Origin of the sequence: Duganella sp. OV510 (assembly GCF_900100205.1) — a bacterium.
In the GTDB taxonomy this organism is placed as follows: Bacteria; Pseudomonadota; Gammaproteobacteria; order Burkholderiales; family Burkholderiaceae_D; genus Rugamonas.
The window spans coordinates 206,644-232,353 of sequence record NZ_FNEQ01000004.1 but is presented as its reverse complement, the minus strand read 5'-3'; the positions used below and the strand labels follow the sequence as shown (position 1 = coordinate 232,353).

25 protein-coding genes are annotated in these 25,710 nt (G+C 64.3%); 18 read left to right on the top strand and 7 right to left on the bottom strand.

The annotated features are described in order from the left end of the window. Positions 1-5: 5 nt before the first annotated feature. The 17 genes from BLS51_RS13305 to BLS51_RS13225 all read left to right on the top strand — a co-directional run bounded on the left by BLS51_RS13305 (position 6) and on the right by BLS51_RS13225 (position 18,237). Positions 6-2,123 carry an amidohydrolase family protein gene (locus tag BLS51_RS13305; protein WP_090189146.1) on the top strand — a complete coding sequence of 706 codons (2,118 nt, stop codon included), beginning with the start codon at positions 6-8 and terminating at the stop codon, positions 2,121-2,123. A 143-nt stretch (positions 2,124-2,266) separates the two neighbouring features. Beyond that, a complete protein-coding gene (gspG, locus tag BLS51_RS13300) occupies positions 2,267-2,722 on the top strand; it encodes a type II secretion system major pseudopilin GspG (protein WP_090189148.1) in 456 nt (151 codons plus the stop codon). A 21-nt stretch (positions 2,723-2,743) separates the two neighbouring features. After that, entirely contained in the window at positions 2,744-3,214 is a 471-nt protein-coding gene (gspH, locus tag BLS51_RS13295; RefSeq protein WP_090189150.1) for a type II secretion system minor pseudopilin GspH, read from the top strand. Between the two features lies 1 nt (position 3,215). Then, the gene (gene gspI, locus BLS51_RS13290; RefSeq protein ID WP_139168701.1) at positions 3,216-3,587 is read left to right on the top strand and encodes a type II secretion system minor pseudopilin GspI; all 372 of its coding nucleotides are present in this window, start codon (positions 3,216-3,218) and stop codon (positions 3,585-3,587) included. Then, positions 3,584-4,237 (top strand): PulJ/GspJ family protein, encoded by a 654-nt coding sequence (locus BLS51_RS13285; RefSeq protein WP_090189154.1) that lies wholly within the window; start codon positions 3,584-3,586, stop codon positions 4,235-4,237. The genes gspI and BLS51_RS13285 overlap by 4 nt, the downstream gene beginning before the upstream one ends. Then, positions 4,234-5,178, top strand: a complete 945-nt coding sequence (gene gspK / locus BLS51_RS13280; RefSeq protein ID WP_090189157.1) for a type II secretion system minor pseudopilin GspK — start codon at positions 4,234-4,236, stop codon at positions 5,176-5,178. Before BLS51_RS13285 ends, gspK begins: the two co-directional genes overlap by 4 nt. A gap of 27 nt (positions 5,179-5,205) precedes the next feature. Next, complete coding sequence (gspL, locus tag BLS51_RS13275) at positions 5,206-6,441, top strand: type II secretion system protein GspL (RefSeq protein WP_090189158.1); 1,236 nt, start codon at positions 5,206-5,208, stop codon at positions 6,439-6,441. After that, positions 6,438-6,947, top strand: a complete 510-nt coding sequence (gene gspM / locus BLS51_RS13270) for a type II secretion system protein GspM (protein ID WP_090189160.1) — start codon at positions 6,438-6,440, stop codon at positions 6,945-6,947. Before gspL ends, gspM begins: the two co-directional genes overlap by 4 nt. Beyond that, positions 6,944-7,717 (top strand): type II secretion system protein N, encoded by a 774-nt coding sequence (locus tag BLS51_RS13265; protein ID WP_090189162.1) that lies wholly within the window; start codon positions 6,944-6,946, stop codon positions 7,715-7,717. The genes gspM and BLS51_RS13265 overlap by 4 nt, the downstream gene beginning before the upstream one ends. A 16-nt stretch (positions 7,718-7,733) precedes the next feature. Continuing rightward, positions 7,734-9,968 (top strand): type II secretion system secretin GspD, encoded by a 2,235-nt coding sequence (gene gspD, locus BLS51_RS13260; protein ID WP_090189164.1) that lies wholly within the window; start codon positions 7,734-7,736, stop codon positions 9,966-9,968. Between the two features lies 1 nt (position 9,969). Further along, on the top strand, positions 9,970-11,391 hold the full coding sequence (gene gspE / locus BLS51_RS13255) for a type II secretion system ATPase GspE (RefSeq protein ID WP_090189166.1): 1,422 nt from the start codon (positions 9,970-9,972) through the stop codon (positions 11,389-11,391). Between the two features lie 10 nt (positions 11,392-11,401). Beyond that, complete coding sequence (gspF, locus tag BLS51_RS13250) at positions 11,402-12,622, top strand: type II secretion system inner membrane protein GspF (RefSeq protein WP_090189168.1); 1,221 nt, start codon at positions 11,402-11,404, stop codon at positions 12,620-12,622. Positions 12,623-12,647: 25 nt separating this feature from the next. Further along, positions 12,648-13,226 (top strand): type II secretion system protein N, encoded by a 579-nt coding sequence (locus BLS51_RS13245; RefSeq protein WP_090189170.1) that lies wholly within the window; start codon positions 12,648-12,650, stop codon positions 13,224-13,226. 8 nt (positions 13,227-13,234) lie between these two features. Then, positions 13,235-15,478 (top strand): patatin-like phospholipase family protein, encoded by a 2,244-nt coding sequence (locus BLS51_RS13240; protein WP_090189172.1) that lies wholly within the window; start codon positions 13,235-13,237, stop codon positions 15,476-15,478. A gap of 8 nt (positions 15,479-15,486) precedes the next feature. Beyond that, positions 15,487-16,611 carry a sensor histidine kinase gene (locus BLS51_RS13235; protein WP_090189174.1) on the top strand — a complete coding sequence of 375 codons (1,125 nt, stop codon included), beginning with the start codon at positions 15,487-15,489 and terminating at the stop codon, positions 16,609-16,611. After that, entirely contained in the window at positions 16,608-17,348 is a 741-nt protein-coding gene (locus BLS51_RS13230; protein ID WP_090189176.1) for a LytR/AlgR family response regulator transcription factor, read from the top strand. Before BLS51_RS13235 ends, BLS51_RS13230 begins: the two co-directional genes overlap by 4 nt. 100 nt (positions 17,349-17,448) lie before the next feature. Beyond that, complete coding sequence (locus tag BLS51_RS13225; protein ID WP_090189178.1) at positions 17,449-18,237, top strand: alpha/beta fold hydrolase; 789 nt, start codon at positions 17,449-17,451, stop codon at positions 18,235-18,237. On the opposite strand, the gene BLS51_RS13220 is transcribed toward BLS51_RS13225, so the two are convergent. After that, a complete protein-coding gene (locus BLS51_RS13220; RefSeq protein ID WP_090189180.1) occupies positions 18,215-18,949 on the bottom strand; it encodes a helix-turn-helix domain-containing protein in 735 nt (244 codons plus the stop codon). The genes BLS51_RS13225 and BLS51_RS13220 overlap by 23 nt on opposite strands. A 141-nt stretch (positions 18,950-19,090) precedes the next feature. Here BLS51_RS13220 and BLS51_RS13215 point away from each other — a divergent pair, with 141 nt between their 5' ends. Next, positions 19,091-19,621: an outer membrane protein gene (locus BLS51_RS13215; RefSeq protein WP_090189182.1), complete on the top strand. Its 531-nt coding sequence runs from the start codon at positions 19,091-19,093 to the stop codon at positions 19,619-19,621. Positions 19,622-19,678: 57 nt separating this feature from the next. Here the strand turns inward: BLS51_RS13215 and hslU are convergent, their stop codons facing one another. The 6 genes from hslU to BLS51_RS13185 all read right to left on the bottom strand — a co-directional run bounded on the left by hslU (position 19,679) and on the right by BLS51_RS13185 (position 25,703). Continuing rightward, entirely contained in the window at positions 19,679-21,013 is a 1,335-nt protein-coding gene (hslU, locus tag BLS51_RS13210) for an ATP-dependent protease ATPase subunit HslU (protein WP_090189184.1), read from the bottom strand. Further along, positions 21,010-21,552 carry an ATP-dependent protease subunit HslV gene (gene hslV, locus BLS51_RS13205; protein WP_090189186.1) on the bottom strand — a complete coding sequence of 181 codons (543 nt, stop codon included), beginning with the start codon at positions 21,550-21,552 and terminating at the stop codon, positions 21,010-21,012. The genes hslU and hslV overlap by 4 nt, the downstream gene beginning before the upstream one ends. Positions 21,553-21,646: 94 nt before the next feature. Further along, entirely contained in the window at positions 21,647-22,957 is a 1,311-nt protein-coding gene (locus BLS51_RS13200; RefSeq protein WP_229207696.1) for an STAS domain-containing protein, read from the bottom strand. A 112-nt stretch (positions 22,958-23,069) separates the two neighbouring features. Beyond that, a complete protein-coding gene (dksA, locus tag BLS51_RS13195) occupies positions 23,070-23,516 on the bottom strand; it encodes an RNA polymerase-binding protein DksA (RefSeq protein ID WP_090189188.1) in 447 nt (148 codons plus the stop codon). Positions 23,517-23,606: 90 nt separating this feature from the next. Further along, on the bottom strand, positions 23,607-24,662 hold the full coding sequence (locus tag BLS51_RS13190; protein ID WP_090189311.1) for a CobW family GTP-binding protein: 1,056 nt from the start codon (positions 24,660-24,662) through the stop codon (positions 23,607-23,609). 105 nt (positions 24,663-24,767) lie between these two features. Then, the gene (locus BLS51_RS13185) at positions 24,768-25,703 is read right to left on the bottom strand and encodes a tyrosine recombinase XerC (protein WP_090189191.1); all 936 of its coding nucleotides are present in this window, start codon (positions 25,701-25,703) and stop codon (positions 24,768-24,770) included. Positions 25,704-25,710: the final 7 nt, after the last annotated feature.

Below are 25,710 nucleotides of genomic sequence, written 5' to 3'. Positions count from 1 at the left end.
TGCTGATGAAACGACTGGCCGTCATTCCACTGGCGCTGGCCGCCGCCTTTGGCGCGCAAGCTGCCACCACCACCAAATACCTGATCATCTCGGAAAACCAGAAGCAGATCGGCGAGCAGCTTGTCGAACGCCTGGACGATGGCCTGACCAAGGTGCGCTTCATCTACAAGAACAATGGCCGTGGCCCGGAACTGACGGAGCAATTCCGTGTCAGTGCCGACGGCACCATGACCGAGTACGCGGTCAAGGGCAACTCCACTTTTGGCGCGGTGGTCGACGAGCGGTTCAGCCGCAAGGGTAATCACGCGGAATGGAAGTCCACCAGCGAGCAAGGGAACAAGCAAGTCAGCGGCCCGGCCGCCTACCTGCCGTTGAACAGCTCCTTCGAAATCGCCTCGGTGGCGATTGCCGCGCTGGCGAAAGACCCGCAGGGCAAGCTGGCGCTGCTGCCATCCGGCACGCTGTCGCAACGTGAGCTGGACAAGGTTGACATCACCAGCGCCACCGGCCAGAAGCAGACGGTGCGCCTGGTGGCGCAGACCGGCGTTGGCCTCTCCCCTTCCTATTACTGGGCCACCTCGGGTGAGCAACCGCGCCTGTTCGGTGTCATCATCCCTGGCTTCGCCAGCATGCTGGAAGAGGGCTGGCAGGACGCCACGGCCACGCTGGCCGCACGCCAGAAGGCGGCCGAGAACCAGATGCTGGCCGATGTCGCCGCCAAATTACAGCATCCGCTGACCGGCCTGACCGTGGTGCGCAACGCGCGCATCTTCGACAGCGAGAAAGCCACTGTCGGCCAGCCTTCCGACATCTACGTGCTGCGCGGCCGTATCACCTCGGTGCAGCCGGCCGGCTCGCCGGTGCGCGAAGCCGATAACGTGATTGACGCCGCCGGCCGCATCGTGCTGCCTGGCCTGTTCGACATGCACGGCCACGTCGACCGCTGGTCCGGCGCGCTGAACCTGTCGACCGGTGTCACCAGCGTGCGCGACATGGGCAACGACAACAAGCAGCTGCAGGCCATGCTGGACGAAACCGCCGCCGGCAAGCTGCTGGCGCCGCAGGTGGTGCCTGCCGGTTTCCTGGAAGGCGAAAGCCCGTTCAGCGCCAACAACGGTTTTGTCATCAAGGACCTGAAAGAAGCCAAGGACGCCATTGACTGGTACGCGGAGCGCGGCTATCCGCAGCTGAAGATTTATAACTCCTTCCCGAAAGCGATTCTGAAGGACACGGTGGCGTACGCGCACAGCCGCGGCATGCGCGTTTCCGGCCACATTCCGGCCGGGTTGCGCGCGCAGGAAGCGCTGGATGCCGGTTACGACGAGATCCAGCACATCAATCAGGTACTGCTGAATTTCCTGGTCAAGCCCGATACTGAAACCCGTAATCTCAACCGCTTCGTGCTGCCGGCCGAAAAAGTGGCGGACCTGGACTTCAACTCCAGGCCGGTGAAGGACTTCGTTTCCTACCTGGCGAAGAAGCAGATCTCCATCGATCCGACGCTGGCCACCTTTGCCTTCCTCAAGCAGCGTGACGGCGACATCAACGAGCCGTATGCGGCGGTGGAGGCGCATATGCCGCCGGACGTGGCGCGCGGCTTCAAGGTCGGCACCATGAAGATCGATGGCGACGCGCAGCTGAAGCGCTACGAGAAATCCTATGCCAAGATGGTGCAGTTTGTCGGCGTCATGTACAAGGCTGGTGTGCCGATCGTGGCCGGCACCGACGATATCCCCGGCTTCACGCTGCATTCGGAGCTGGCGCTGCTGGTCAAGGCCGGCCTGACGCCGGCACAAGCCTTGCAGGTGGCGACCCGCAACGGCGCGCGCTACACGCTGACCAGCAATGATCGCGGCAGCATCACGCCGGGCAAGCTGGCCGACATCGTGCTGGTGGACGGCGACCCGACCAAGGACATCGCCGACGTGCGCAAAGTAGCGGCGGTGATCACGCGCGGCTTCCTGATCTATCCGCAGGAGATCGACGCCACGCTGGGCATCGCGCCGTTCGTGACGGATGCGCCCAAGGTGGTCAAAAGCACCACGCCGGTTGCCGACACGTATGGCGGCAGCAATGACGGTGCGCGCGTACGTATCGAAGGCAGCGCCAGAAAACACGATTAAGGCGTAAGGTCTTGTAAAGAAACTGTCATATTAAGGGTTCATTAAGCGCCAAAGCGGATAAATCACGGCCAAATGGTGGCCAGATGTCGCCATCGCCGTGATTCCGTCTTATACTCTGCACTCTTTAAATTTGTTATCAGATTATGAAAAAGCTGAACCTTCGCCGCCGTGCCTCGCAACGTCTTCAACGCGGCTTCACGCTGATCGAAATCATGGTTGTTGTGGTCATCATGGGCGTGCTGGCCGCGCTGGTGGTGCCCAAGCTGCTGAACCGCGCTGGCGAATCGAAGATCGCCGCCGCCAAGGTCGATATCGCGACCATCATGCAGGCACTGAAACTGTACAAGCTGGATAACCAGCGCTACCCGACCACCGACCAGGGCCTGCAGGCGCTGATCGAGAAACCAAGCGGCGGCCCGGCCGCCAACGGCTGGAAGACCGGCGGTTACGTCGAGAAAATGCCGAAAGACCCGTGGGGCAATCAGTATCAGTACCTGTCGCCTGGCATCAAGGGCGAGATCGATGTGTTCTCCTATGGCGCCGACGGCCAGCCTGGCGGCACCGGCGACGACGCCGACATCGGCTCCTGGGACAACTGATCACAGAAGGGAGCTGGCATCATGGGCGCGAGGCAGCGTGGCTTCACGCTGATTGAACTGCTGGTAGTGATGGTCATCCTCGGCATCACGCTGGGCGTGGCCACGCTTAGCGCCGCCCCCAGCCAGAAACAGTCGCTGGAGCAGGACGCCAAGCGCATCGCGCTGCTGCTGCAACTGGCGCGCGATGAAGCCATTGTGCGCAATCGCCTGATCGCCTTCGAAGCCGGCAGCGACAAATACCGCTTCATGGTCCGCAACGACAACAAGGAATGGGAGCAGGTGACGCAGGACGATTTGCTGCGCGAGCGCGACTTCAAGCGCGTGCCGGTAACGCTGATGCTGGACCCACAACCGGCGGTGGCGGATGGCTCGCTGCGCATCATCTTCGGCCGCGAGCCGGTCGACAAACCCTTTGTGCTGACCATGGCCGCCAATGACGGCAGCAGTGTCGCCATCCGCGCCGACGGCATCGGCCATTTCACGGTGGACTGATATGCGCCGCCGCTCCTCCCCCGGGTTCACCATGCTGGAAGTGCTGGTCGCGCTGATGATCGTGGCCACCGCGCTGATCGCGTCGCTGCGCGCAGTCGGCAGCCTGACTTCCAACAGCGACGGCCTGCGCGCCCACATGATGGCCACCTGGTCGGCCGAGAACCGGCTGGTGCAACTGCGCCTGTCGCGCGTGTTCCCGGCGATCGGCAAGACCACCTACGACTGCCCGCAGGGCGAGCTGCAACTGATGTGCGAGGAAGAAGTCATCGCCAGCCCGAATCCGCGCTTCCGCCGGGTCGAGGTCAGCGTGTATGACGCGCGCAATCCGGAACGCCGCATCATCAAGCTGGTGCAACTGGTGCTGAACTCATGATGGCGCGTTCCACGAAAGCGCGCGGCTTCACGCTGATCGAACTGCTGCTGGCCATCTCCATCCTGGCGATGATGGCGGTGCTGGGCTGGCGTGGGCTGGACAGCATCGTCCGTTCGCGCAGCGCGCTGACCGCCGACATGGACCAGACGCGCGGCCTGCAACTGGCGTTCGCGCAAATGCAGAGCGACTGCGCCAACCTGGCCAACAGCACGCTGCTGCGCAACCGCGCCTACCTGCAGGCGGAGGACAACCGCATCACGCTGGTGCGCATGGTGATGACCGACAACCAGCCCACGCGCCTGCAAGTGGTGTCCTACCGCGTCAATGCCGACGGCGTGCTGACGCGGCGCGAGTCGAACGCCACGCGCGAACTGGCGCAGCTGGACAACTTGTGGCAAGCCTCGCTCAGCGATGCCGACACGACCGGCACGGTGGCGCTGCAGGACCGCGTGCAGGGCATGAATATGCGGGTGTGGGTGCCGGGGCCGCCGGGCTTCACGCAGAACGCCGCCAATGCTGGCGGCTGGCGCCAGGCCGCCGGTTTCAGCACCATCGGCCCGACCAACCAGGTCACCGGGCTGGAAGTGTCGCTGTCGCTGCAAGGGCAGGCGGTGCCGATGGTGAAAGCCTTCCTGATGGGGGCACTGTGAAGCTGCGCCGACAAAAGGGTGTGGCCATCATCACGGCGTTGCTGTTGAGTACGCTGGCGGTCACCATCGTCGCCAGCCTGTTCTGGTTGCAGCAGGTGCAGGTGCGCTCGATGGAAAACCAGCGTCTGCAACTGCAAACGCGCTGGATCTTGCGCGGTGCGCTGGACCTGAGCCGGCTGGTGCTGAATGAGGACTACGCGCACTCGCCCAACTATACGCAGCCCAACGGCGTGTGGGCCACGCCGTTGGAGGAAACGCGGCTGGATGATTATGTTGAACGCGAACGCTTGCAGGGTGAAAGCTTTAATGCCACGCTATTGGGCCGTATGACCGATGCGCAGTCGCGCTACAATCTGGGCAACCTGGCCACCGGCAGAACGCCGAATGCCGATGAGATGGAAGTGTTCCAGCGGCTGCTGAGCAACCTGAATCTGGATTCCGGCCTGGCGCAGGGCGTGGCGAATATGGTGGCGCAGTCGAATGTGGCCCAGGTGCCGCAGCAACAGCAGCAGTCCAGCGGCACCGAGCCTATGGGACTGGTGCGGGCGGAGGACCTGCTGGCGGTGAGCGGCTTTACGCCGGCTGCGGTGGACAAGCTGCGCGATTATGTCATCGTGCTGCCGGCGCCGGGCCTGGTGGCGGTGAATGTGAACACGGCGCCGGCCGAAGTGTTGTCGGCACTCGTGCCTGGCCTGTCGCTGTCGGATGCGGCGGCGATAGTCAGCGCGCGCAAGACCAGTTTTTATCTGAACACCGGTACTTTCCTTGCCCTGCCGCAGATCTCCGGCAAGCAGATCAAGGCGAAATGGGATGTGCGCAGCGATTACTTCCTGGCCTACAGCCGGGTAAAGCTGGACCGCGCCACGCTGGAGACGCAATCCCTGCTGGAGCGGCAGAGCAAACTGGCGATCACCAAAGTGGTATGGATACGGGAATACTAGAACCGCGATGAACGAAAGCGAGATCCTTTGACTACATTATTTATCCGCTATCCGTCCAGGGCCAGCATCGACAGCGGTGCGGCCCAGGCTTGCCCGTTCGCGCTGGTGGGCGATGGCGGCAACCTGCTGCAACAGGGCACGTCCCCGCTGGGTAACCTGAGCGACATGGTGGCCTCGGCGCGCCGCGTCACGCTGTTGTTGGCGGCGTCGGACGTCACGCTGCTGCGGGTGAAAGCACCGCCGCTGTCCTCCGCCAAGCTGAAGGCCGCATTGCCGGCGCTGGTGGAAGAACACGTGCTGGGCGATCCGGACGACTGCGTGCTGGCTGCCAGCGCCGCCGACGATGAAGGCATGCGCACCGTGGCGGTGGTGCAGCGCGCGTGGCTGGAGGTGCTGGTCAAGGCGCTGGTGGCGCAAGGTGCGCACGCGGTATCGGCGGTGCCGTCGCAACTGGCGCTGCCATTCCAGCCGGGTGCCGTGTCGGCCGCGCTGGTGCCGGGCGACGCCGGCTACGATGTGGTGATGCGCCAGTCGCAGTTCGAGGGCCTGGGCATGACGCTGCCGGCGCAACCACAGACGGCGTTGCAAACGCTGCGTGCACTGGCCGGCGAGCAGCCGCTGACGTTGTACGTGTCGGCCGCGCAGAAGACGCAGTTTGCGCCGCTGGCCGCCGAGATTCCGCACCTGACGCTGGAAGAAGACCACTGGGCGCACTGGATCGCCGCCGCACGCGGCGCCGGCCTGGATCTGGCGTCCGGCATTGCCAACAGCGACGCCTCGGCGCGCGCGTGGCAGCGCTGGCGCTGGCCATTGCGCATCGGCGTGCTGGCGCTGCTGGTCAATGTAGTGGGCCTGAACATCGAGTGGTTCCGCCTCAAGGGCGAAGCCAAAGCTGTCGGCCAGTCGATGGTGCAGACCTTCAAGTCGGTCTATCCGAACGAGCCGCTGGTGGCGGCGCCGCAGGATCAGATGCGCCGCAATATCCGCCTGGCCAAGGCCAATAGTGGCGAGGCCGGCGGCGACGAATTCGTCACGCTGAGCGCCGCCTTCGGCGAAGCGCTGGGCGTGCTGCCGCGCAAGGACATCATCGCCAACCTGGAATACAAGGACCACGCGCTGCTGGTCAAGGTCAAGCCGAATACCGTCGATGCATCGGCGGTGCAGCTGCTGCGCGAAGCGCTGGCCGGCCGCAAGCTGGAAATGCAGGAACCGACGCCGGGCGCATGGCGCATCGCGCCGGTCGCCGCTGGAGCAAAATCATGAGCAAGCCGAATCCCATCCAAACGCTGCGCGCGCGCGCCGACGCCTTCTGGCAGGTGCGCACCGCGCAGGAACGCAAGCTGCTGCGCATCGGCGGCATCGTGGTCGGCGTCGGCCTGTTTTACAGCCTGCTGGTCGATCCGGCACTGAGCGGCCGCGAGCAACTGCACAAGGAACTGCCGCAGCTACACCAGCAGGCCGCCGAGATGCAGGGGATGGCGCGCGAAGCGCAGGCGTTGAAAGGCCAGAACAGCATCGCACCAACGCCGATGACGCGCGACAGCCTGAACGCCGGCCTGGCCGCACGCGGCCTGACTCCGCAGTCGCTCAACGTCACCGGCGAATACGCCAAGCTGGCCTTCACCGGCGCCCAGTATGCCGGCGTGGTGGCGTGGCTGGACGCGATCCGCACCGAAAGCCGCATCAATGTGGTGGACGCCAGCTTTACCGCGCAGGAGGCGCCGGGCGTGGTCAACGCCACACTGACGCTGCGCCAGGGAGTCCGATGAAACGCGCCTTGTTCTGGCTGCTGACCATCGCGCTGACGATGGTGCTCACCTTGCTGGTATTCTTTCCCGCAGCGTGGCTGGGTTCCATAGTCGAGCAGCGCACCGGCGGCCGTTTGACGCTGGGAGACGCGCAAGGTACGCTGTGGCGAGGCTCTGCCTTTGTTGGCGGTGCGGCAGGCGATAGCGGCCCGGTCACGCCGCTGCTGCCGGGGCGCTTCAGCTGGAAGATTTCGCCGCTGGCGCTGCTCGGCATGGTCGAGCTGCAACTGGAGAATCCGCAAGCGCTGGCGCAGCCGGTGACGTTCCGCGGCAGCTGGTCGCAATGGCAGTTGAGCCCTTCGGCGTTGCTGCTGCCGGCGGAAGGCTTGTCCGGCCTGGGCGCGCCGTTGAACACCATGGCGCCCAGCGGCAATATGCGGCTGTCGTGGAGCAGCCTGGAACTGGCGCTGACCCAGGGCCAGGTCAGCGTCAACGGCCGCACCACGCTGGAGATGACGGATATGTCGTCGCGCCTGTCGCCGATCCGCCCGCTGGGCAGCTATGCGCTGGCGCTGGACTGGCATGCGCAGCAGGCGCAGTTGACGCTTAACTCGGTCAAAGGCCCGCTGCTGTTGAGTGGCAAGGGCAACCTGACCAACGGCCGCCTGCAGTTTTCCGGCGAAGCCACCGCAGCACCAGGATACGATGACACGCTGGCCAACCTGCTTAGTTTGCTGGGCCAGCGCAAGCCGGGTAATGACCGTAACGTGATCGCTTTAGAGTTCCATTAAAGATAAAGTTCAGACTATGAAAAACCAGTCCGTTAGCAAAACCAATCTCCCCGTGCTGCGCCGCCTGAGCGCGGGTGCGATGCTGTGCTGCGCGATCAGCGCCGCGCCGACCGCCGCGCTGCTGCTGCCAGCACTGGCGCATGCCGCCACGGAGGACGCCGCGCTGAACTTTGTCGGCGCCGACCTCGAATCGGTGGTCAAGGCCGTCGGCCATTACACCAACATCACCTTCGTCATCGATCCGCGCGTCAAGGGCACGCTGACCGTGGTGTCGGAAAAGCCGGTGACCAAGACGCAGGCATTTGCGCTGCTGACCTCCGCGCTGCGCATGAACGGCTTTGCCGTCGTCAGTGGCGACGGCTACGCCAAGGTGGTGCCGGAAGCGGACGCCAAATTGCAGGCCACGCCAACCCAGGTGGGCGCGTCGCAGGCTTCGGCCAAGGGCGACCAGATCGTCAGCCAGGTGTTCCACCTGAGTTACGAGTCGGCCAACAATGTGGTGGCGGTGCTGCGTCCGTTGATCTCGCCGAACAACACCATCAACGCCAATCCGGGCAACAACAGCGTGGTGGTCACCGACTACGCCGACAACGTCAAGCGCCTGGCCAAGATCGTCGCCGCGCTGGATGCGCCGGCCGTGACCGACCTGGATGTGATCCCGGTGCGCCACGCCATCGCCAGCGACCTGGCCACGATGATCAACAAGCTGATGGACTCTGGCGGCGGCGCTGCCGATGCCGGCAAGGTCACCGTGCTGGCTGACCCGCGCACCAATTCGCTGATCCTGCGCGCGCCGTCTGCGGCACGCTCCAACCTGGCCAAGTCGCTGATCGCCAAGCTGGATCAGCCGACCCAGGAATTGGGCAATGTGCACGTGGTCTACCTGAAGAATGCCGAAGCGACCAAGCTGGCGCAGACGCTGCGCTCGGTAGTGTCGGGTGAAAGCTCGACCCAGGGCAGCAATAACACCAGCGGCACCGGTGGCCTCAATTCGCAGAACAACAACGGCTCGAATAGTCTGGGCAGTAACAACAGCAACAGCAGCTCCGGCAGCGGCAGCTCGGGCAGTGGCGGCTCCGGCCCGACCAATCCGTTGCTGAGCGGCTCCGGCAATGCGCAGAACAGCGGCGGTGGCAGCGGCGGTGGCTTCATCCAGGCCGACGCCACCACCAACACGCTGATCATCACCGCGCCGGAATCGGTGTATCGCAACCTGCGTGCCGTAATCGACCAGCTGGACGTGCGCCGCGCGCAGGTCTACATCGAATCGCTGATTGTTGAAGTCACGTCGGACAAGGCGTCGGAATTCGGCGTGCAATGGGTCGGCGCCACCGGCAGCGATACCAGCAAGTACCGGCTGGGCGCCTTGCAGTCGTTCACCACCAACGGCACTGATGGCGCGCTGACGTCGATCTATGCCAACAAGACTTTGCCAAGCAACGGCTTGACGGTCGGCCTGTTCAAGCAGGTCGGCGGCGCGCTGGGGCTGGGCGCGGTGGCAAGCGCGCTGGAATCGGACGGCAATGCCAACATCCTGTCGACGCCGAACATGGTCACGCTGGACAACGAGCTGGCTACTATCCGCGTCGGCCAGAACGTGCCGATCCTGACCGGCCAGTTCACCACCACCTCCGGCACCAACAGCAATCCGTTCCAGACCATCGACCGCAAGGACGTTGGCCTGACGCTGAAAGTGCGTCCGCAGATTTCCGAGGGCGGCACCATCAAGCTGGCGATCTACCACGAGACCTCCAGCGTGGATAAATCGACGCTGACCGCCGCTTCCGGCATCACGCTGAACAACCGCGTGATCGAGAACAACGTCATCGCCGACGACGGCCAGATCGTCGTGCTGGGCGGCCTGATTGAAGACACCGAAGGCGATGGCGTCGATAAAGTGCCAGGCCTGGGCAACATCCCGGTACTGGGCAATCTGTTCAAGTCGCAGTCGCGCACCCGCAAGAAGACCAACCTGATGGTGTTCCTGCGCCCGGTCGTGATCCGCAGCAAGGAGCAGAGCACCAGCCTGGCCACCGACCGTTATGACTACATGCGCGGCCAGCAGCAGGCCATCCTGCCGCCGGACAGCTCGCTGGTCAAGGATCTTGGCCAGCCGATGCTGCCGCAGTTGCAGAACGGCGCGCCAATCAGTGGCGGCGCGGTCGCCGCACCGGTGCCGCCGGCGCCGCTGCCGACGCGTTTGCCGGGCGGCGCTTCGAACATCCAGCCGGCACAGCCAGTGCAGCAGTGATATGAGTAACCTGCTCCCCTACGCCTTCGCCCGCGATTTCGTGGTGCTGGCCCAGTACAGCGAGGATGCCGAAAGCACCGTCGATGTGCTGGTGTGCGGCGCCACCGCGCCGGCCGCCATCGCGGAAGTATCGCGCCGTTTCGGCCGCATCCAGCTGAAGAACCTGAGCCGCGCCGATCTGGAAAGCGCGATCGCCGCCGCCTACGCCAGCTCGGGCGGCAACGCCTCGATGGTGGCGGAAGAATTCGACGCCGACCTGGACCTGACCAAGCTGCTGCAGGATGTGCCGGCCATCGAGGACTTGCTGGAATCGTCCGACGACGCGCCGGTGATCCGCATGATCAACGCGCTGCTGACGCAGGCGTTGCGCGACGGCGCCTCCGATATCCACATCGAACCATTCGAGCAGACCTCGGTGGTGCGCTTCCGCGTCGACGGCACGCTGCGCGACATCGTCCGTCCGCGCAAGGCCATCCACGGTTCGCTGATCTCGCGTATCAAGATCATGGCGCAACTGGACATCGCCGAGAAGCGCCTGCCGCAGGACGGCCGCATCACCTTGCGCATCGGCGGCAAGCCGGTTGACGTGCGCGTCTCGACGCTGCCGACAGGCCACGGCGAACGCGCTGTGCTGCGTCTGCTGGACAAGGAAGCCAACCGCCTGGACCTGAACCACCTTGGCATGAGCGACACCATGCTGCCGCGTTTCGGCACCACGATCAACCAGCCGCACGGCATCGTGCTGGTGACCGGCCCGACCGGCTCCGGTAAAACCACCACGCTGTACGCCGCGCTGGCGCTGCTGAACGCCAGCACCACCAACATCATGACGGTGGAAGACCCGATCGAATACGATCTGGCCGGCGTTGGCCAGACGCAGGTCAACACCCGCATCGACATGACCTTCGCCAAGGCCCTGCGCGCAATTCTGCGGCAGGACCCGGACGTCATTATGATCGGTGAGATCCGCGACCTGGAAACCGCGCAGATCGCAGTACAGGCTTCGCTGACCGGCCACCTGGTGCTGGCCACGCTGCACACCAACGACGCCGCCGCTGCTGTCACCCGTCTGCTGGACATGGGCATCGAGCCGTTCCTGCTGTCGTCGACGCTGCTTGGCGTGCTGGCGCAGCGCCTGGTACGCAAGCTGTGCCCGAGCTGCAAGACCTTCGACGGCAAGCTGTGGCACGCGGTTGGCTGCGAACATTGCGGCCATACCGGCTACCAGGGGCGCGTCGGCGTCTACGAATTTCTGGAGACCACGGAGCAGATCCGCGCGCAGATCCACAACCGCGCTTCGGAAGCCGAGATCAAGGCCACGGCGGTTGCCGATGGCATGCAGACCATGCGCGATGACGGCGACCGTTGGCTGGAGCAGGGTGTCACCACCCAGGCCGAGTTGATGCGCGTGACCAAGGACTAGGCCAACCACCATGCCCGCATTTCGTTATGAAGCCGTCGATGCCGGCGGCGCCACCAAAAAAGGCGTGCTCAATTCGGACAGCGCGCGTTCGGCGCGCGCCGAGCTGCGTTCGCAAGGACTGGTGCCGCTCAAGGTCGACACCATCGCTGCCCAGGTTGACGCTGCTGGCGTCGCCAAGAGTCGTGGCTTTGGCGAGCGCCTGTCGTCCACCGAGCTGGCGCTGTTCACGCGCCAGCTGGCCAGCCTGCTGGAAGCGGGGCTGCCGCTGGAGCAGGCATTCACCGCCTTGCTGGAACAGGCCGAGCGTCCCTACCTGCGCGACCTGATCGCGTCGGTGCGCTCGGAAGTGATCGGCGGCGATTCACTGTCCGCCGTGCTGGGACGCCATCCGCGCGACTTCGCCGAGATCTACCGCGCACTGGTGGCGTCCGGCGAGCAGATCGGCCAGCTGTCGCGCGTGCTGTCGCGCCTTGCCGACTACATCGAGCGCCGCAATGCGCTGATACAGAAGGTGAAGCTGGCATTCACCTATCCGGCCATTGTCACGGTGGTGGCGTTTGCCATCGTGATTTTCCTGCTGACGTATGTGGTGCCGCAGATCGTCTCGGTGTTCGCCAACACCAAGCAGAAGCTGCCGTTCCTCACCATCGTCATGCTGGCGGTGTCGGACTTCGTGCGCCACTACGGCATCGTGGTCGGCATCGCGCTGATCGGCGCCTGGGTGGCGTGGCGGCGCGCCTTGCAGAATCCAGCACTGAAGCGGCGCTGGCATACCTGGCTGCTGACCGCGCCGATCTACGGCAAATTCGAGCGCAGCCTGAATACCGCGCGTTTCGCCAGCACGCTGGCGATCACTACCGGCTCCGGCGTGCCGATACTGCGCGCGCTGGAAACCAGCCGCGATACGCTGAACAACGTCGCCATGCAGGAACTGGTGGAAGAGGCCAGCGACGGCGTGCGTGAAGGCGTCAGCCTGGCGCGCGCGCTGTCGGCGCAGAAGCACTTCCCGCCAATGTTGGTCCATATGATACGCGCCGGCGAAATCACCGGCGAGCTGCCGGCCATGCTGGACCGCGCCGCCGCCGCGCAGGAAGCCGATCTGGAACGCCGCACGCTGACCATCGCCGGCCTGCTGGAACCGGCGCTGATCCTGGCCATGGGCGTGGTGGTGCTGCTGATCGTGCTGGCGGTGCTGATGCCTATTATCGAAATCAATCAGCTGGTACGCTGATCGTCAGGAATACAACAAGGACACCATGAAGCGTTTGCCCTTAATCGTTACTGTTCTCGCCGTGGTGCTGCTGTCCGCATCGCTGGCCTATTGGGGACTGCAGTTGTTCAAGCCGCCGCAGCGCGCGATTACCGCGCCACCGCCGCCACCGCCGATGGGCGTCAACCTGGATGCGGCCAAGAGCCTGTTCGGCGGCCAGGTGACGGTGGCGGTGGTCAGCAATTACCAGCTGAAAGGCGTGGTTGCCGCGCGAGGCAACGACAGCGCCGCCATCATTTCGGTCGATACCCAGCCGGCGCTGGCCATCGCCATCGGCAAGGAAGTGGTGCCGGGCGTGACGGTGAAGGAAGTCCATGCCCGCCACGTCATCATCTCCGAGGGAGGCGTCAACAAGCGCCTCGACCTGCCCAGCGACGCCGGCGTGAGCAGCGTGCCGGCGGTGATGCCGGGTCTGCCGGTGCAGCAGCCGCAGCCCGCGCCGACCGTGATGCCGGCGCCGCCGCCAACCGTGGCATCGCCGCAGCAGCAGACGCCGAACCCGGCGCCGATCGCGCCGATGGGCATTGCGCCCATCCCGACCAATCCGCCGCAAAACAAACAATAGGCTACTCCATGGCTTATATCCGCATGCTGGCCGCAGCTTTATGCTGCGGCCTTTTCATATCTGTCGCGCAGGCTGCCGACCAGCCGAATGCCATCTCAATCGCTCCGGATGCGACGCTCAAGCCGCGTCCCAAGGTGGCGCTGGTGCTGTCCGGCGGCGGCGCGCGCGGCTTCGCCCACATCGGCGTGCTGCGCGCGTTGCAGGAGTTGCGCGTGCCGGTCGACTTTGTGGTCGGCACCAGCATGGGCAGCGTGGTGGGCGGCGCTTATGCCGCCGGCAGCTCGGTCGATCAGCTGGAACAGCTGGTGCGCCGCACCGACTGGAACGCCGTGGTGGCGGACCGACCTCCGCGCGATGAACTGGTCTATCGGCGCCGCGAAGAAGACCTGCTGCTGCCGTCGCGGATCGAATTCGGTGCGCATACGGATGGCGTCTCGCTGCCGCCGGCCGCCGCCGGCAACGAGGCGCTGGAACTGGCGCTGACGCGCGTGCTGCCACCGGGCGCGCGCGACAAGCCGGCCAACCTGCTGCAACTGCCATTCCGATCGGTCGCCTCCGACCTGGTGACCGGAGAACTGGTGGAGCTGAACGACACGCCGTTGTTCCTGGCGATGCGCGCCTCGCTGGCGGTGCCGGGCGTGTTCGCGCCGGTGCGTATCAACCAGCGCCTGCTGGTCGACGGTGGCCTGGTGCGCAACCTGCCGGTGGACGTGGCGCGCGAAATGGGCGCCGACATCATCATCGCGGTCAACGTCGGCACGCCGTTGGCGCAGGAGAAGGAACTGGTCAGCGCGGTCAGCGTGGCGCAGCAGATGCTGCAGATCCTCACCGAACAGAACGTCCAGCGCTCGCTGAAGGAGCTGCGGCCCAATGACATCCTGCTGCAACCGGACCTGGGCGGCATCGGCTTCCTCGACTTCGGCCGTCATGAGCGCGCCATGAAGGAAGGTGAGGCGGCAGTACGGGCGATGAGCGAAAAGCTGGTCAAATTGGCGTTGCCGGAAACGCAGTACGCGGCATATGAAGTGAAACGCCTGTCGGCGCCGGTGGCGATTGACCAGCCGGTGCAATTGACCAAGCTGGAAGTAGCGCCAAGTGGCCGCATCAATCCCAAGGAACTGGAAGTGCAGACCGGCCTGAAGATCGGCCAGATGGTCACCAGCGAGCAGGCGACCAGCGCCGGCAACCATCTGTTCGGCCGTGGCGACCTGGCACGCGTGGAAACCGAGGTGCGCGACGATGAGAATGGCCGCAGCGTCCTGATCAAGCCGACCGAGGCCGACTGGGCGCACAGCCGCCTGCGCGTCGGCATAGAACTGAACAGCGACTTCAGCGACAACAGCGCGTTCCAGCTGAAGGCCATGCATGTGATGTCGTCGCTGAACGACTGGGGCGGCGAATTGCGCAGCATCGCCAGCGTTGGCACCGACCGTATTCTGGGCACGCAGTTCTGGCAGCCGCTCGGCGTAGGATCGCAGTGGTATGCAGCGCCATCGTTGGAGTACGGTGCCGGCGCCAGCGACATCTTCAATTCCACCGGCTTCCGCCAGGCGCGCTATGCCTATGACTACACCGCTGTGACAATGGCACTGGGGCGCCAGCTGGGCCGCTGGGGTGACTTGCGTTACACGGTCGCGCGCCAGGTCAGCAACCGTCACCTGAGCGTGCCGGAAGACGCGACCAACCATCGTGCCTTCCAGACCGTCCAGCAGCTGAGCTTCAATGTCGACACGCTGGACACCATCGCCTTCCCGACGCGCGGCACGCTGGTCAGCCTGAACTGGCAGCGCGCGCTGAAGCGCAACAAGAGCGACACCAGCGAGCCAGTGCCGGCGCGGCAGGAGTTGAAAGGCATGGAAGCCTTCCACGTCGGCCGCTGGGCCGGTCACGTGTATGGCGAATGGGCGCGCAGCCTGGGTGGTGCCAATGACAATAATCTCGGCGGCTTCCTGCGCCTGTCAGGCACCGAGCCCAATTCTGTGGTGGGCAGCCGCACGGTGCTGGGGCGGGTGGTGATAGCGCGCAGCATTGGCGCCATGCCGGCCGCGCTGGGCGGCGATGTGCGGCTGGGCTTCTCGCTGGAAGCAGGCGCCGCCTACAGTCCGTCCGATCCGCTCAGTTGGGGCAAGTTGAAGCAGGCGGGTAGCGCCTTCATCTCGGTGGATACGCGTTTCGGCCCGCTGTACTTTGGCGCCGGCGCCACCAAGGAGGGCAAGGGTAGCGGCTACCTGTTCCTCGGCCCGATCTGGTAGGAGAAGCGATGTTGCTTGAGGCGTGGCGTTCACTGTGGGAGCTACATCCGCGACGCGAGGTCGGCCCGCTCCAGCGCCTGCTGGTGGCGTCGCTGCTCGCGGTTGCGCTGGCGCTCGGGCTGATGTCGTTTGTGGCGGTATTCGGGCGGATCGACCGGCCGGGCTGGTGGTGGGCTTCGCTGCTGCCGAACATCGGCATCTGCCTGTGCATCGTGCATACGCTGTTCGGCGTGCTGTGGCTGGCTGGCCGCTGGCTGCCGGCGCCGTTGGCCGAGCGCATGGCCAATGTGCGCGACATCCGCGCCGGCATGGCCTTGAGCGCACTGGCGCTGGGCGGCATCATCCTGGGCATGACCATCGGCTTCACCATCGTGCCGATACTGGTCGGCTTCAATGTCTGGGGCATGTTCGTTTCGCTGCCGGCCGCGCTGACCAAGTTCGCCGTGTTCATCCTGTTTGTGATGGCACTCAATTGGGCCTGGTGGCGTGCACGCCTGCGCCAGCAGCAGTTGCAGCGGGACGCGACGGAAGCGCGGCTGCGGCTGTTGCAGGGACAGATCGAGCCGCACCTGTTATTCAACACGCTGGCGAATATCCAGAGCCTGATGGATTACGACCCGCCGCGCGCCAAGCACATGCTGGAGACGTTTTCCGGCTATTTGCGCGTCAGCCTGTCGCAGCTGCGCAGTACTGACAGCACGCTGGATGCCGAACTCGATATGGCCAGCAACTACCTCGCGCTGCTACAGATCCGCATGGATGACCGGTTGCGCTTCCGCATCGACGCCAGCGAGGAGGCACGCCAGGCGCGCATGCCAACCTTGATGTTGCAGCCGCTGGTCGAAAACGCCATCCATCATGGACTGGCGCCCAAGCTGGATGGCGGCAGCGTGGTGGTGCAGGCCGAGGTGCGCGCGGGTCGTTTGCATGTGTGCGTGACCGATGACGGCGTCGGCCTCGCCGCGCCAGGCAGGCCATTGCAGGCTGGCGCCGGGATGGCGATTGCCAACTTGCGTTCGCGGCTGCACACGCAGTTCGGCGACAACGCCAGCCTGACGCTGCACGAGCGCGCGCAGGGCGCCGAGGCCGTGCTGGAGCTGCCTTACCAGCGCATTGCCGGGAGCGCGGCGTGACGCGCGCGCTGATTGCGGATGATGAGCCGCACCTGGCCCACTATCTGCGCGACCAGTTGCTGGCACTGTGGCCGGAGCTGGACATCCTCCATTTGTCGCGCAATGGCGTTGACGCCGCTGCCCGCATCGCCGAGCTGGAACCGGATATTGCGTTCCTCGATATCCAGATGCCGGGATTGAGCGGCCTGGAAGTGGCGCAGGGGATCGAGGGCCACACGCGGGTGGTGTTTGTCACCGCCTTTGACCAGTTTGCGTTGCAGGCATTTGAGCATGCGGCGCTGGACTATGTGCTCAAGCCGGTCAGCACGGAACGCCTGGCGCGCACGGTGGCGCGCCTGCGCGCGGCGCCATCGCCAGCTGATCATGGCATGTCGCAAGCCTTGCAGCAGCTGCTCGCCACGCCGGCGCAACCGAGGCTGCGCTACATCCTGGCCTCGCAGGGAGAGCGTACGCATCACATCGACATCGCCCACGTGCGCTTCTTCCATGCTGACGACAAGTACACGGTGGTCGATACAACCCAGGGCGAGTTCTTGATACGTACCACAATCACCGACCTGATTGCGCAGCTCGACCCGCAGCAATTCTGGCAGGTGCATCGCGCTACGCTGATCAACCTGGCCTGGCTGGAAGGCACGCGCCGCGATGAGGCCAGCCGGCTGTTCGTGCGCATGCGCGGCCATGACCGCGAGCTGCCGGTGAGCCGGGCTTTCGTCCACCTGTTCCGGGCGATGTAGCCGGCTGTCGATTCATCGCACCGTCTGTCGATTCGTCGCATGGGCCGTGCGAAGACGGCTGCCGGCAGCGATGCTGGCGTTTTCTTTTCTGGAGACGTCGATGCTCAAATCATTCATGCTGTTGTTCGTGCTTGCCGCGCCGGCCTTTGCCGCGCCGGTCATTGAAACCATCAATGGACGCCAGCTGGAGTCGCTGACCCTGCGCCATGCCACCTCGCAGGACGTGGTGGTGATGGAAGGCGGCTCGCGCGGCACGATCGACAAATGGGGCGAGGTGCCGGAGCGGCTGGCGGCCGATGCCAGCGTGTTCGTATATAACCGGCCTGGCTACGGCAATAGCGAGGCGGCCGTCACGCCGCGCGATGGCCGCACCATCGTCGAGGAATTGCGCGGCGCATTACGCGTCAAAGGACTACGGCCGCCGTATGTGCTGGTCGGCCATTCGCTCGGTGGTCTGTATATGCAGCTGTTTGCCCGGACGTATCCGGAAGAGGTGAAGGCGCTGGTGCTGATCGACTCGCTGTATCCCGGCATGGTGAAGAAGGCGCAGGATTTTCCATGGACCACGCGCCTCGCCGGCCAGCTGGCGTTTTCGCGGCCGGTATGGCGCGAGATCGAACAGATCGACGACACCGGCGAGATGGTGCTGAAACTGCCCGGCATCGACGACAAGCCGGTTGTGCGGCTGATCAACCAGCCGCAGTCCAGCACCGCCATCGCGGTCGACTTTGGCGCGTTCCGGATGGATGAGGCAACGCGTGCGGCGGTCAAGGCGCTGTATCCGAAGGCGAAGACGGTGGTGGTTGATTCCAGCCACCAGATGCCGCTCACCTCGCCGGACGTCGTGGTGGCGGCGATCCAGCCGTTTATTTGTGGCGCAGCGCGGTAAACGCGGCAAACTCCCACGAACGGAAGCCGACCAGCAGCGTGAAGCCGTCACGCTCATGCGGCGCCAGCTTGCGGTCGCCCTGGTGCAGCCGCGCCAGCTCGCCGGCCAGTTGCTGGATGCGTCCGGCCAGTTCCTGCGCGCTGGCCTGCGACAGCCGCGCCGGCAGGCACAGCAGCGTTTCGCCGGCGCCGTTGAAGCTGCCGCTGAAGTAATCGTCCACCGCATGCTCGCGGAAGAATTGCTGCACCGGGCCGTCCGGCAGCCAGCGGAAAGCGTTCGACACGCGTAGGCGGTAGCGGTTCAGCGGCTTCAGTTCGATCAGGCCCAGCCGGTCCAGTTCGGCCAGCAGGACGATGCATTCCGGCTCGGTCAGGTTGTAGGTTTCCAGCACCTGTTCCAGCGTCCAGTGGCCGAGGCAGCAGATTGCCATCAGCAGCAGGTTGGGATTGGCCAGCAGCGATTTTTCCTGTGGCAGCGTCAGGCAATCGGACTGCGGCGTGGCGTCGGCGGCGCCGCGCAGCACGTCCTCCATCGGCACGCCGGCTGCCTTGCAGATCTGCGCCAGCCGCGTCAGCGACATATCCTGTTGGCCAAACATGCGCTTGACGCTGGATTCGCTCATCGCGATCCGCTCAGCCAGCATTTTGTAGGTGACGCCAGCGGCCCGCATCTGGGTCCGCAGCACTTGCAGCAGTAATTCCGGTGAGCTCATCGATTGCCTTGTGCCTTGCTTAAAGATCAAGGTATCGTAACATGATACCCATCGGCGTGAAAACTTAGCCTTGGAATATATAATTAGTACATTTGGCCTGAGTGCCGCAAACTTGAGTTGTATCACCTCGTGGAGCGTTATATGAAAGCAGTACATGCAGCCCTGATTTCCCTTGCCGCTGTGGCCGGCGTTGCCGGCGCCGCCGAGCAATCCCCCTGGTACGTCGGTGCCGACGTCGGCGCACAGACCAGCCGCGCCCATGGCCCGAGCGGCCGCGCGTATGTCGGCTATGAACTGGGCAGCGGCCTGCGCGATCCGGAGCAACGCCAGTCGGTGGAAGTCGCGGTCTTCACACGCGGTCTGGAAGATCGCGGCCAGGAGGCGCGTGCGAATAGCATCGCCATCAACTGGGCGACGCTGCTGAAGGTGACGGATAATTTTTCGGTGAGTGGCCGCCTGGGCGCGCACTACACCACCTCCACCATCCGCCATAGCGCGCAGTGGAGTGAAACGGAAGAGAAGCCGGGCGTGTTTGCCGGCGTGGGCGTGGCGTACCAGCTGACGCCACGCATTCTGATTACCACCGATGCGACCTATATGCCGCTGCACGTGACCGAGCGCATCAAGTCGAAGACGCCGACTGTGACCATCGGCCTGCGCTACGGCTTCTAAGATAACCTGAGAGCGGGCGCCATGCCCGGCGCCCGCTGACGGTTACCACATCAATGTTTACAGCACGTAGCGCGACAGGTCTTCGTTGACCGCCAGCGCATCCAGGCGCGCATTCACATACGCCGCATCGACCACGATGGTCTTGCCGCTATCTTCGCTGGCCGTGAAGGACAGCTCTTCCAGCAGTTTCTCCATCACCGTGTACAGCCGGCGGGCGCCGATGTTTTCCGTACGCTCGTTGACCGAGTAGGCAATCTCCGCCAGGCGGGTGATGCCTTCCTGTGCGAACTCAAGCGTGACGTCCTCGGTGGCCAGCAGCGCTTCGTACTGCTTGGTCAGGCAGGCGTCGGTACTGGTCAGGATGCGTTCGAAATCGGCGATCGACAGCGATTCCAGTTCCACGCGGATCGGGAAGCGGCCTTGCAGCTCCGGGATCAGGTCCGATGGCTTGGCCAGATGGAAGGCACCCGAAGCGATGAACAGGATGTGGTCGGTCTTGATCATGCCGTACTTGGTGTTGACGGTCGTGCCTTCGACCAGCGGCAGCAGGTCGCGCTGCACGCCGGCGCGCGACACATCGGCGCCGCCCACTTCCGACCGCGAGGCGATCTTGTCGATCTCGTCGAGGAAGACAATGCCGTTCTGCTCAACGTTCTGGATGGCTTTCTGCTTCATCTCGTCTTCGTTGACCAGCTTGGCGGCTTCCTCGTCGATCAGGAACTTCATCGCTTCCTTGATCTTGACCTTGCGTGCCTTCTTGCGCTGCGCGCCGATGCCGGAGAACATCGACTTGATCTGCTCGGTCATTTCCTCCATGCCTGGTGGCGCCATGATTTCCATCTGCGGGCCGGCGTCGGCCAGTTCGATCTCGATCTCCTTGTCGTCCAGCTCACCCTGGCGCAGGCGCTTGCGGAAGGTCTGGCGGGTGGCGTCATCCTTCGGTGGCTCGGCGCCCGACGGCGTGAAGCCGAAGTCGCGCGCCGGCGGCAGCAGGATGTCCAGCACGCGGTCTTCAGCGGCGTCTTCGGCGCGCACGCGTACCTTGGCCATCTCGGCCTGGCGGGTCTGCTTGACGCCGATATCGATCAGGTCGCGGATGATGGTGTCGACATCGCGGCCGACATAGCCCACCTCGGTGAACTTGGTGGCTTCGATCTTGATGAAGGGCGCGTCGGCCAGCTTGGCCAGGCGGCGCGCGATCTCGGTCTTGCCGACGCCGGTAGGGCCGATCATCAGAATGTTTTTCGGCGTGATCTCATGGCGCAGCGGTTCTTCCACCTGCTGGCGGCGCCAGCGGTTGCGCAGCGCGATGGCGACCGCTTTCTTGGCCTTGCCCTGGCCCACCACGTGTTTGTCGAGCTCGCCGACGATTTCCTGCGGAGTCATGTTCATGCTGGGTCCAGTGTTTCGATGATGTGGTTCAGATTGGTGTAGATGCACAGTTCACCGGCGATGGTCAGTGATTTTTTGACGACTTCCGCCGGCGACAGTTCCGTGTTCTCGACCAGGGCCTTGGCAGCCGACTGCGCATAGGTGCCGCCAGAGCCGATGGCGCCCACGCCGTCTTCCGGTTCCAGCACGTCGCCATTGCCGGTGATGACCAGCGTCGATTCGCTGTCGGCTACCAGCAGCATCGCTTCCAGGCGGCGCAGCACGCGGTCGGTGCGCCAGTCCTTGGCCAGCTCGACCGAGGCACGCAGCAGGTTGCCCTGGTGTTTTTCCAGCTTGCCTTCAAAGCGGTCGAGCAGCGTGAAGGCGTCGGCGGTGCCGCCGGCGAAGCCGACCAGCACTTTGCCCTGGTAGACCTTGCGCACCTTGCGGGCCGTGCCCTTCATGACGATATTGCCCAGCGTGACCTGGCCGTCGCCGCCCAGCGCGACTTCCTTGCCGCGGCGCACACACAAGATGGTGGTGCCGTGAAATTGTTCCATAGTGACCTCAAAGTAAAGATGCAGACTGCCTCAAGACTGAAAAGTGGGGCTGGAAACGGGAATTGCAAGTTTGCAGTACGCTGTTTGCAGTGAGCTAATACTTGTGTGGATACATCCTTGCCAGATTGGCAAAGCCGAGCAGCCGCAGCAACGCCGTCACCAGATGGTTGACGTCGCGGAAGGCGATCTTGCGGCCCGGCGTGGCGTCGGCCAGCTGTTGCAGCACGCTGTGCAGCTGGATTGCGCTGGCGTAGTCGATGCGCGTCAGGCGCGCGCAGTCGAACACCAGCGCCGGATACGCTTCAGCATACTGCTGTATCGCCGGCAGTAAAGGGCCAAGTTGATGTTCGATGACCGGTGGCAGCATGAAGCGGTCGGGCGAGGCGGACAGGTGTTGCGCCGGCGCCATCGCCACCTTGTGCGGCGGCGTGAACGATGGCGGCGATACCTCGAAGGTGACGCAGTAGTCCATGGCTGCCTGCTCGTATTCCTTTTCGCGCTGTTGCAGCTGTAGCAGTTCCAGCAACAGCAGCCACGGCGCCTCGCCATCGTCGCGGCGGCCGACCATGATGCCGTCGCGCAGCCGCGCCGCCAGTGCCGGCGCGCCGACCAGGATCAGTTCGCATTGCCGTGTTTGCAAGCGGCGCAGTGTCTCCAGCAGCAGTGCGCAGCCATCGGCAGTTACCGCCGTCACGCGGGTGAATTCCAGCCGCAGTACCGGGCTGGCTTCGGCTTGCTGGCCCAGGCGTTCCAGCTGCGGCGCGATGTGCTGGTCCAGCACGCCGGCCAGCGCGGCAGTCGGCGTCAGGCCTGCCCATGCCGGTGAGGCGGCCGCCAGCGCCGCTGGCGCGATCCATTGCGGCGGCGAGGTTTCAAAGGTGCTGGCGTAGTCGATCGACAGGTTGTCGAAGGCGTCCTGCTGGCCGCTGGCCTGGTACAGGTCGAACAGCATCCACCAGGCGCTGCGCTCGCTGTTCAGGCCTTGCGCTTCGGCCACGGCCCCTAGCAATAACTGCTGGGCGGCGGCGGCCTGGCCGTTGGCGTACAGGATGGCGATTTCTTCCACTGCCGGCGCGCTGGCGTCGGCGGCGGCCAGGGGCAGCTCTTCGATCAGCAGCAAGGTGGTGGCGATATCGTCCGGTCCGGCTTCCGTGTCGGCGGCGCGTGGCGTGCGGGCAGGGCGCTGGCTGCCCCAGGCCGGTTCGTCCTGGCTGAAGATGTCGGCTTCCATGGCCGACTCGATGGCGTCGATCTTCATCGCCGTGGCGCGGGCGATCTCGCGCTGGCGCACCGCCTGGCTGTGGCGCTGCGCCTCGCTGTTGGCGGCCAGCCGCGCCTGCTCATCGTCGGTCAACGGTGGCAGTGGCTCGGCCTTCCTGAAGAGTGAGAACAGTCCCATGTCCATAGTGTAGCTGCAAGCACGAGGCTTGCCGCATTACCTATCAGATGGGAAATGCAAATTTACGTAAAAAAAGCACGCGGGATCAGGCGCGTGCTTTTTGGTGGCGTGGAACCGATTAATCGCCGTACAGCTTTTGCTTCAGTTCACGGCGTTGCTGGGCTTCCAGCGACAGGGTGGCGGTCGGGCGGGCGATCAGGCGTGGAATGCCGATCGGCTCACCGGTTTCCTCGCACCAGCCGTAGTCGTTGTTATCGATGGCAACGATCGACTGCTGCACTTTTTTCAGCAGCTTGCGTTCGCGGTCGCGGGTACGCAGTTCGAGCGCGTGCTCTTCTTCGATGGTGGCGCGGTCCGCAGGGTCCGGCACAAGCACGGTTTCGCGCAGGTGCTCAGTGGTTTCGCCGGCGTTTTTCAGCAGCTCTTTTTCCAGGGCTTGCAGCTTGGCCTTGAAGAACGCCATTTGCGCTGGATTCATGTAGTCCTTGTCATCCATCTTCAGAATTTCTTCTTCGGTCAGGACGCGCTCGGCGGCTGCAGGGGTCGATTTATTAGTTTTGGTCATAACTTCGCTTACCTTCGATACGACAGAGTTTTCAAATTAATCAGCCCAGATTTTGTGGCTCTTTAGCCATCCCCACAAAACCGGGATAGTTTATACCAGACATTGTTCTAAACCGCTAATAAAGATGTCTTTGGGCAGATTTTTACCGATAAACACCATTTTGCTGCCACGAACGTCGTTTTCTCCCCATTTGGCGCCCAGGTCGCTGCCCATAATCTGGTGCACGCCCTGGAATACTACCTTGCGGTCAGCGTCCTGCATGAACAATACGCCTTTGTAGCGCAGCATGCGAGGACCGTAGACATTGACCAGGCCGCCAAGGAACTCATCCAGCTTGGCGGTATCAAACGGACGGTTGCTTTTGAACACGAAAGCAGCGATATCGTCCGTGTGGTGGCTGTGGTGGTGCTCATGGCCATGCGCATGGTGATCATGGTGCTCGTGGCCGCAGTGCTCATCGTGCACGTGGCCGTCTTCGTGGGTCTGGTCGGTCAGCAGGAAGTCGGGATCGAGTTCCAGCTTGTCGTTCAGGTTGAAGCCTTTCAGGTCCAGCACTTCCGCGATCGGTGCGCGGCCAAAGTCGGATTTGCTGATCGGCGCGCGCGGGTTGATGCGGCCCAGGCGGGCGGTCAGCGCCGCCAGCTGCTCTTCGCTGACCAGGTCGGTCTTGGACAGCAGGATCTTGTCGGCAAAGCCGACCTGGCGCTGCGCTTCCTCGTGCTGGTCCAGCTGCGCCATCGCGTGGCGGGCATCCACCACGGTGACCACGGCGTCAAGCATGTAGTGAGCGCCCACTTCGTCGTCAACGAAGAAAGTTTGCGCCACCGGGCCTGGATTGGCCAGTCCGGTGGTCTCGATGACCACGCGGTCGAACTGGATTTCGCCGGCTTCGCGCTTCTGCGCCAGGCTGCCCAGCGCGATGATCAGGTCGCCGCGCACGGTGCAGCAGATGCAGCCGTTATTCATTTCAACGATCTGCTCGCCCGTGTCCTGGACCAGGATTTCGTTGTCGATGTTTTCCTGGCCGAACTCGTTTTCAATCACGGCGATGCGCATGCCATGCTCTTCCTGCAGGATGCGGTTCAGCAGCGTGGTCTTGCCGGCGCCGAGGAAGCCGGTCAGGATGGTGGTGGGAATCATAGCCATGGTGGTTGTATAAAGGTCAAAATGCAGAAATGCAATCGGCTGATTATGCCGGAATTTCTCGGACGCCAGCAATTCGTCCAATTGAGCAAGGTCAGCGCCGGTGCGCTATTTCACTTTGGCGCGTGGATGGGCCTTGTCATAGACCTCGGCCAGATGCTGGAAATCCAGCGCCGTGTAGACCTGGGTGGAACTGATGCTGGCGTGGCCCAGCATTTCCTGCACCGCCCGCAAGTCGCCCGATGATTGCAGCACGTGCGAGGCAAACGAATGGCGCAGCATGTGCGGATGGACGTGCACCGGCGCGCCGTGGGCGATGCCGTGGCTGTGCAGCCGCTGCTGGATCACGCGCGGCGATACGCGGGTGGCGCGGCTGCTGAGGAACAGCGCGTCGCTGCCATCGGCCGGCGCCGGGCGCACCGCCAGCCAGGCTTGCAGCGCGTCCATGGCGGCCGAACCGACCGGCACCACGCGCCGCTTGTTGCCCTTGCCGGTGACGATGACCTCGCGGTTGCCAATTTCCACCCAGCCGAGGCTGCTCTTGCCGGGTGTCAGGTCCAGCCCGGCGAGTTCGGACACACGCAGGCCGCTGGAATACAGCAGCTCGAACATGGCGCGGTTGCACAGCTCGGCCGGCTCGCCGCCGCTGCCGGCGGCCGGGCGCGATGGCGCCACCAGCTGCACCGCATCGTCCACCGACAGCGCGCGCGGCAGCGTCTTCGCCTGCTTGGGCGCACGCACGCCCTGAACCGGGTTGGCGGCCAGCGGCGTCTGTTCGCCCAGCCAGTTGAAAAAGCCGCGCCAGCTGGACAGCTTGCGGGCGATCGAACGGGGATCGAGTTGCTGCGCGTGCAGTTTGGCGGTCAGGCGTCGCACCGCGTGGTGGTCGAGCGCGGTCCATGCCTGCTCGCCGGACAGCGCCGCTAGCTCCAGCAGATCGCGGGCGTAGGCGGCGGTGGTGTGCTTCGACAGCTGGCGCACGCCCGTCAGGTGGGCGAGGTAGGCGTCGATCCAGGCCAGCTTGCTGTCTGGAGCGTCGCTCATGGCATTC